Raw genomic sequence first — 1032 nt, 5'->3', positions numbered from 1 at the left:
GTCCGCTCCCTGCGTGACAGCGCCGCCACCGACCTGGCCGATCGCTTCCGTGCCCTGTTCGAGCTGATCGGTGCCCGCACCCTCGTCGAGGGCGGCTATCCTGGCTGGACCCCGGCCTCCGGGAGCGAACTGCTGGCTCGCTTCCGTCGTGTTCATCGGCATCAACTGGGTAGCGACCCCGAGGTGCTGGTGATCCACGCCGGGCTCGAATGCGGCATCCTCGGTGGCAAGTATCCCCACCTGGACATGATCTCCTTCGGGCCCTTGATCCGCGGGGCCCACTCGCCCGACGAGCGGGTCGAGCTCGACTCCGTCGAGGAGTTCTGGGCGCTGCTCAGGGGTCTGATCGAGGACATCGCCATGAAGGATGCCGAAACCGCCTTGGCTGAATGCTAGCCGGAACCCTCAGAGCCTCGGCGCGGCGAGGAGTAGTCGCGCGATGCTCTCGCCACGGTCGGCCAGCAGCTCGGCGCAGCGCTCCAGTGCGTCTTCGAGTCCCATGGGGCCATCGGCCAGGGCGAACGCCGCGGTGACTCCCTCATCGAAGGCGGCCTGCCAGCCCGGTGCCAGTCGTCCGGCGAGCACGATGACCGGAATCCCCCGGCGATGTGCGGCCCGTGAGATACCGACCGGCGTCTTGCCGGCCATGCTCTGGCCGTCCAGTTGACCCTCACCGGTGATCACCAGGTCGGCGTCGCTCAGCAGATCCTCGAACCCGACCTGATCCATGACGAGCTCGATGCCGGGACGCAATTCGGCGCCGAGGAAGGCCCGGGCGGCGAAGCCCATGCCGCCCGCTGCTCCGGCACCGGGCAGGTCGCGGTGATCTTCCCCCAAGGCTTCGGCGGCCAGGTCGGCAAAGCGTGAGAGGGCGCCATCCAGGCGGCTGACGTCGGCGGCCGTCGCCCCTTTCTGAGGCCCGAAGACGGCACTGGCACCGCGTTCGCCCAGCAGGGGATTGTCCACATCCACGGCAGTTTCCACGGCCAGGCCCGCGAGGCGAGGGTCGAGGCCGGAGAGATCAAGCCGGGC

Annotated in this window: 1 protein-coding gene and 1 pseudogene; one reads left to right on the top strand and one right to left on the bottom strand. The window is 69.1% G+C overall.

From position 1 onward, the window contains the following. Positions 1 to 396, top strand: a pseudogene (locus ACESMD_RS14620) (cytosol nonspecific dipeptidase); the annotation flags it as partial. Between the two features lie 9 nt (positions 397 to 405). Here the strand turns inward: ACESMD_RS14620 and ACESMD_RS14615 are convergent. Further along, on the bottom strand, positions 406 to 1032 hold a 627-nt coding region (locus ACESMD_RS14615), incomplete at its 5' end, for a glycerate kinase (RefSeq protein ID WP_372614407.1).

Source organism: Halomonas sp. (assembly GCF_041689495.1).
GTDB lineage: Bacteria > Pseudomonadota > Gammaproteobacteria > Pseudomonadales > Halomonadaceae > Halomonas.
The sequence above is the reverse complement of the archived record's forward strand: the minus strand, read 5'-3'. Positions and strand labels throughout refer to the sequence as shown.